At 61.2% G+C, this 312-nt stretch carries 1 protein-coding gene; it reads right to left on the reverse strand.

What is annotated here, in order from left to right; all coding sequences use genetic code 11:
• Positions 1 to 312, reverse strand: a 312-nt coding sequence (locus tag IEV86_RS18055) for a polysaccharide biosynthesis protein (RefSeq protein ID WP_229734732.1), incomplete at both ends; no start/stop codon positions are given.

Raw genomic sequence — 312 nt, forward strand, 5'->3', positions numbered from 1 at the left:
CTCAACACGGCTGATCTTGTCGTGGATGCGGATGACGGTGCCTTCGTAGTCACCGAAGAGCTCCTCGTCGAGCTTCTCACCCTCGCGCAGGCCGGTATAGACGATCTCGGTGTTCTGATTCGACATCGCAACCAGACTCCGGGCGATGTCGACGATGCGCACGGGTTCACCCATGTCGAGAACCATGACGTAGCCGTCCTCGCCGATCGTCGCCGCCTGCAGCACCAGCTGGCATGCCTCCGGGATCGTCATGAAGAAGCGTCGGACCTCCGGATCGGTGACCGTGATCGGACCGCCCTGTCTGATCTGTTC

The sequence above is a fragment of the Cellulomonas carbonis genome, assembly GCF_014636275.1.
Taxonomy (GTDB): Bacteria; Actinomycetota; Actinomycetes; order Actinomycetales; family Cellulomonadaceae; genus Actinotalea; species Actinotalea carbonis.